The 5371-nt window shown below is 72.0% G+C and carries 4 protein-coding genes; all 4 read right to left on the bottom strand.

Annotated elements, in window-relative coordinates; genetic code table 11:
• The coding region (locus tag ACFE65_RS14880) for a beta strand repeat-containing protein (RefSeq protein ID WP_375383153.1) at positions 1-1654 on the bottom strand (1654 nt) is incomplete at its 3' end.
• Between the two features lie 70 nt (positions 1655-1724).
• Entirely contained in the window at positions 1725-3536 is a 1812-nt protein-coding gene (locus ACFE65_RS14875) for a ShlB/FhaC/HecB family hemolysin secretion/activation protein (protein WP_375383152.1), read from the bottom strand.
• Positions 3537-3543: 7 nt separating this feature from the next.
• On the bottom strand, positions 3544-4266 hold the full coding sequence (locus tag ACFE65_RS14870) for a hypothetical protein (protein WP_375383151.1): 723 nt from the start codon (positions 4264-4266) through the stop codon (positions 3544-3546).
• Positions 4253-5098, bottom strand: coding sequence for an adenylate/guanylate cyclase domain-containing protein (locus ACFE65_RS14865; RefSeq protein ID WP_375383154.1), 846 nt, complete (start codon positions 5096-5098; stop codon positions 4253-4255). Before ACFE65_RS14865 ends, ACFE65_RS14870 begins: the two co-directional genes overlap by 14 nt.
• Positions 5099-5371 lie beyond the last annotated feature (273 nt).

The raw sequence follows: 5371 nt of genomic DNA, 5'->3' as shown, positions 1-5371 counted from the left end.
TGCCGGTGATCGCGCCGCCGGTGGCGGTCAGCGTCACGTCGCCCTGCGAGTCGAGGGTCGTCAGCCGGATGTCACCGCTGCCTTGGTTCAACAAGGTGGTCGCGGCGCGGTCGGTGTGCAGCAGGTCCGCGGTCAGCGTGCCCGTGCCGCCGGTGCCCGCGGTGAGCGCGATGCCGTAGACCGCCGCGGCGTCGTGGACGGTCAGGTCGCCCGCGGTGGTAACACGAATGTTGGAGCCGTCGTTACCGACATCCGCGCCGCCCGTGTAGGTCGCGCGCAGCGTCGTCAGGTTCGCAGATCCGGCGCTGATCGTGAGATCGTCGCCGACGGTCGCGTTGGTGAGCGTCACGAGGCCGGTCGCCGTGATGCCGACGCTGTTGGTGGCGGTAACGGCTCCCGCGCTCAAGTCTCCAGTGACCGTCGCGGTGATGCTGCCACCCGACGTCACAGCGCCCAGCGCGAACGATCCGCCGGCGATCGAGATCGGGCCCGTGGAGGTGAGCGTGCCACCACCCGTGAAGCCGGGCGTGTTGATCGTGATCGATTGCGGCGCATCGATCCGCGCCACCGGCACGATCCCGGAGGCGGTCACCTGCGCCGTGCTCGACGCGAACAGGCTGACCGGGGACGTCACCGTCGCGTTCGTCAGGTTGACCGCCGCGGGCGCGCCGATGCTGCCCGGCGCGGCCGGCGGATCGCCGCCCGAGATGTCGCGGCCGGCGGACAGGATGATCGCGCCATTCTGGATGCTCGCCGACGTCGCCGCCGCGAAGCCGAGCGTGCCCGACGCGAGCATCGTGATCGCGTCGTTGCGCGAGACCGCGACGAGGTAGATGCGGTGCGGGTCGCCGGCACCCGTGCTCGCCGGACCGGTCGTCGTGCCGGTGTGCTGCAGGATGTCGCTGCTGGCGGTCGCGCCCGTCTGGATGGCGATGGTGAAGAGCCCGGCGTTGAACGTCAGATCGACGCTGTCCGCCGCGACATAGGCGGCCGATCCGTTGACGTTCACTGTGCCACCCTGGGTGATCCTGGGCGAGACCACGGCGATGTAGCTGCCGGGCTGGGGCGCGGTGATCGTCGCGCCGTTCGCGATCAGGACCTGCGCGCCTGCGTTGCCGGCGCGCAACTGGATCTGGCCGCTGCTGCCGTAAAGCTCGTTGTTGGTGCCGATCGCGATCGGGTTGGCGGTGAGCAACAGGCTGCCGACGTCGAGACGCGCGTCCGCCCCGATGATCAGCCCGCCGGGGCTGTAGAACCACAAGGTGCCGCCGTTGACGGTCGTGCCGCCCTGATAGCCGTGGATGATCCCGTCGAGCGTCACCGAGCGGGTCGTGTCGCTCGGCATGATCCGGTTGAGGATCGTGTATCCCGCGCCGATCGTGGGGGTGCTGGTGAACGTCGCGACATTGCCCTGCGGCAGGAAATTGACCGTGCCGGTGCCGGTCGTATCGCTCGGCGTCCAGTCGATGATCGCGGTCGGCCTCAGCGCGGTGATCGTCTCGACGCCCGGAGTGGTCCGGTCGAACGTCACGGTGCCGGTCGCGACCGCGATCGGCGTCCCCTGGAAGGCCTGCGCGCGGGCCGGCCCCTCCGCTAGCCCCGCCGCCAGCCCGATCCCCGTCGCGCAGCCGGCGAGGAGGGCGTATCGCACCATGTGGCGGCTGCGGAGATCTAGCATGCGATGTTCCAGCGAGCCGGAGGAAGACGAGGGGGCGTCAAGGGTCTCATCGCCGTGCCACGAACTGGGCGGTCAGGCTGAACAGCACGCGAAAGCCATGGTCCTGCCCCGGCAGCGGCGTCTCGCCGATCGGCTTGGTCAGCATCAGCTCGGCGCGCGCATGGTCCGCGAGCGCGAAGCGTCCGCCGCCGCCGACCGTCACGACGCGCTGGATGCGGTAGACGCTGGTGATCGGGCCAAGCGTCCAGACCCGTGCCATGTCGACGAAGGCGAACGGCTGAACACTGAGCGTCCGCACCCGCGGCACCGCAAGCGGCGCGAGCCGAAGCTCGGTCTGCGTTCCGAGCCCGCTGTCGCCGGTCAGCGCGCCGGGATCATAGCCGCGCCCGACCGTGTAATTGCCCGCGGTGAACTGCTCGAAGCTGAGCAGCGGATCGAACGCGATCTGCGCGCGGGGGCTGACCGCGAGCGTCAGCGAGGGCAGCAGGCCCACGCTGACGCTGCCGCTCGCGCGGATCAGCGTTGCCTGCGGATCGGCGTCGAGGCGGCTGATCGACGGGACGGCGGCACAGCCAAGGTACAGGGGCGCGGCGCCGCACCGGTGACTCGCGCCCAGCCCGGCGATGCCCTGCCGCAGCTCGATCGCGCCCGCCGCCCGCCAGCGTGGCGCCGCGCTCAACGCCGCGGCGTCCGAACTGGCGGCGGGATCGCTCGCGTCCACGTCGAGCCGCAAGTACAGCATCCGCAATTGGTCGTCGGTGAACGGCAGGCCGCCGAAGCGCAGCGTCTGGCCGATCACGTCCAGGCCGCCCGCGGCGCGCAGCGTGAGCGCCTGGCGCCGGACCAACGGATAGCTTGCCTCGATCGTCGCGATCAGCGTGCGCGCACGCACCGGATCGCCGCCGCCGATGTCGGGCCGGGTTATCGCATAGGTGGCACGCGTGCCGAGCGTCAGGCCGCTGGCGCCGGGGCGGATGTCCCACGAGCCCTGGACGACCGTCTGCTCGCGGACATCGGCGGTGTTGTAGACGCCGATGATGGCGCGATCGCCGAGTCCCAGCAGGTCGTTCGCCTGGACGCTGGCGAGCACGGAGGTACGCCCGACCGCGCTCGATCCGTAGTTCTGGATGTTGACGCTCGTGACGAACGGGGTGCGGACGACGGTGACGTCGCCGACGACCTCCCCCGGCACCGTGCCGGCGGAGCGGAGCGTCAGGTGAACGTCGAACCCCGGCAGGTCACCGGCGAGCAGCAGCGCGCGTTCGGCTACCTTCTGGTTGAACGGCCCATCGCCCTTGAGACGCTCAAGATAGCCCGCGAGCCGCTGCTCGGCGTGGCCCGCGTTGCCACGGACGTGGACGGCGACGAGACGCGCCATGAGGACGCTCAGCCGGATCGTGCCGTCCACGATCCGCTGCGGCGGCACCTGCACGGCGGCGAGATAGCCTTGGCGCCGCAGGATGGTCGCGGCCGCGTCGCGTATCTCGCAGATCGTGGAGAGCGGCACCTTCTGGCCCACGAGCGGGCGCCAGGTCGCATCCAGACTGGCAGGATCGACCGGGCCGAGCTGGTCGAACACCACTTTCGTCAGCGTCACCTGCACGCCAGCGAAGCGCGGCGCGTCGAGCGGGCAGGGCGAGCGCTCGATCCCGCCCGAGATCGTCAGCCGGGTGCGCGGCGCCGTGTCGGTGGGGACCGGAACGCGCTCCACCTCCGTCCGGTTGGGCGGCGCGACCTGTTGCACCGCTGCGCCGGGTGTCGGCGCGACCTGGGCACCGGCCGGCGCGGCGACGACCAGCAGCCCGGCCGCGTAGCGTCGCCAGCCTGGCCCCCTGCGCCTGATCGGAGTTACCGGCATCCGGCGCCTAGCTCGCCGCCGCGCCGGTGGTCGCGATCATCACGTCGACCTGCGCCTGGCAGCCGTGCGCGATCAGGCCCTTGGCGAGTTCGGGCAGGTCGGTCGGGGGCGCCGCCATCAGCTGGAACGCGATCGGCACGGGTGCCGCCTTGGCGCTGCCCGCCTGGGTGACGCGGTAGCTTCTGTCCGCCGCGACCGGCAGCGTCGTCGGCCAGGGCTGGGTCGTCTGTCCCTTGATCCACGCGACGGTCGCTGTGCTCCCGTCCGCGCCGACGATCGTGGAGGAGCCAGCGGCATCCGCCGCGCCGCGCCACAGGGTGACGGATCTCGGATCGACGACGCAGACGTTGCCGGCCGCCGCGACGTCGACGAGGAAGATGTTGGGTCTGACCGCCGGCGTACCGGTCGGCAGGTTGCGCACGGCTCCGACCCGGTTGCGCCGGTCCGCCGTGTTGCTCGCCAGCGTGATGAGGCTGGAGCCGGCGGCTGTTGCGCTACCGACGGCTGGGAAGGTGCCGGGCCCGGAGACGGTGCGGGTGCCATGGGCGTCGAGCAGGACGATCTGATCGCCCCGCTGGAGTACGATGCGCGCGCCGTCGGGCAGGCTCTTGCCCGCGGCATAGCGCGGCGCGGACGGACCCGACGCGCGGATGACGACCACATCGGCGAGCGCGGGCGCGGCGGCGGCGAGGATCGCGACGGCGGCGAGGATTGGTCTAGTCGAGCGCATTATGGCCTCCTGGTCCGGCGGTTCGAAGACGGTCCGCCAATCGGGCGAGCGCGGCATCGCCCGGCTGGGCGGCGGCGCGGCGGTCGAGCACGGCCAGCGCGTCGAGGTCGCCCGCGTCGAACCGGTCGATGACGGCGGCGATCGCGGCGGCATCGGCCGGCGGCAGGTCCGGCACCGGCTCGAACACCGCGATCGGGGTCGAGCGGCCGCGCACGGCGACCCGCCCCATCGGGCGCAACGGCGCGTCCGTCATCCGGGACGCCGCCTCGCCACTGACCAGCGCGCGTGTCATCAGCGTCTTGTTCGCGCCTTCCAGCCGGGCGGCGGCGTTCATCGCGTCGCCCAGCGCGGTGTACTGGATGCGGCCCTCGCCGCCGAAATTGCCGACGATCGCTTCGCCGCGGTGCAGCCCGACGCGCGTGCGCCCGATCGGCGGCACGCCGTCCGGCGCGTCGCGGCGGAACGCCTCGCCGGCCTCAACCATCGCCATCGCCGCCGCCAGCGACCGGTCGCCATCGTCCGCCCGCGCGATCGGCGCGCCCCAGAAGGCGACGACCGCGTCGCCGACGAACTTGTCGATCGTGCCGCCGTGATCGAGGACGACGTTGCTGAGCGTGTCGAGATAGCGGTTGAGCAACGTCGCCGTCGTCTCGGGCGCGATCGCGTGCGTCAGCTTGGTGAAGCCCTCCAGGTCGCTGAAGAGCGCGAAGATCGTGCGGCGTTCGCCGTGGAGCTTCAACTGATCCGGGTCGCGCAGGATCGCGTTGGCGACGTCGCGCGGCAGGTAGCGGCCGAGCGCCCCCTGCGCGAAGCGGCGCTGCTCCGATCCCATCGCCCGCGCGGTCGCCGCCGCCGCACTGTACGCGAGCGTCCAGCCCATCAGCCATCCGAACGCCGGCAGTCCCTGGGTGTCGACGCCCGATGCCTGCATCCCGAACGGCAGCAGGACGATGACCGCCAGCGGCGCGCCCAAGACGACCGCGAACCGCCAGCCGCCGAGTTCCACGACCCCCGCCGACGCGCCGATCGCCACCACCAGCAGCGCCAGCACCCACAAAGTGAGGGGCGACAGGGGCACCGGCGGCCGGCCGGACAGCCGTTGCGC

This window comes from uncultured Sphingomonas sp. (assembly GCF_964237335.1).
GTDB lineage: Bacteria > Pseudomonadota > Alphaproteobacteria > Sphingomonadales > Sphingomonadaceae > Sphingomonas.
This window is presented reverse-complemented; position numbering and strand designations above follow the sequence as displayed.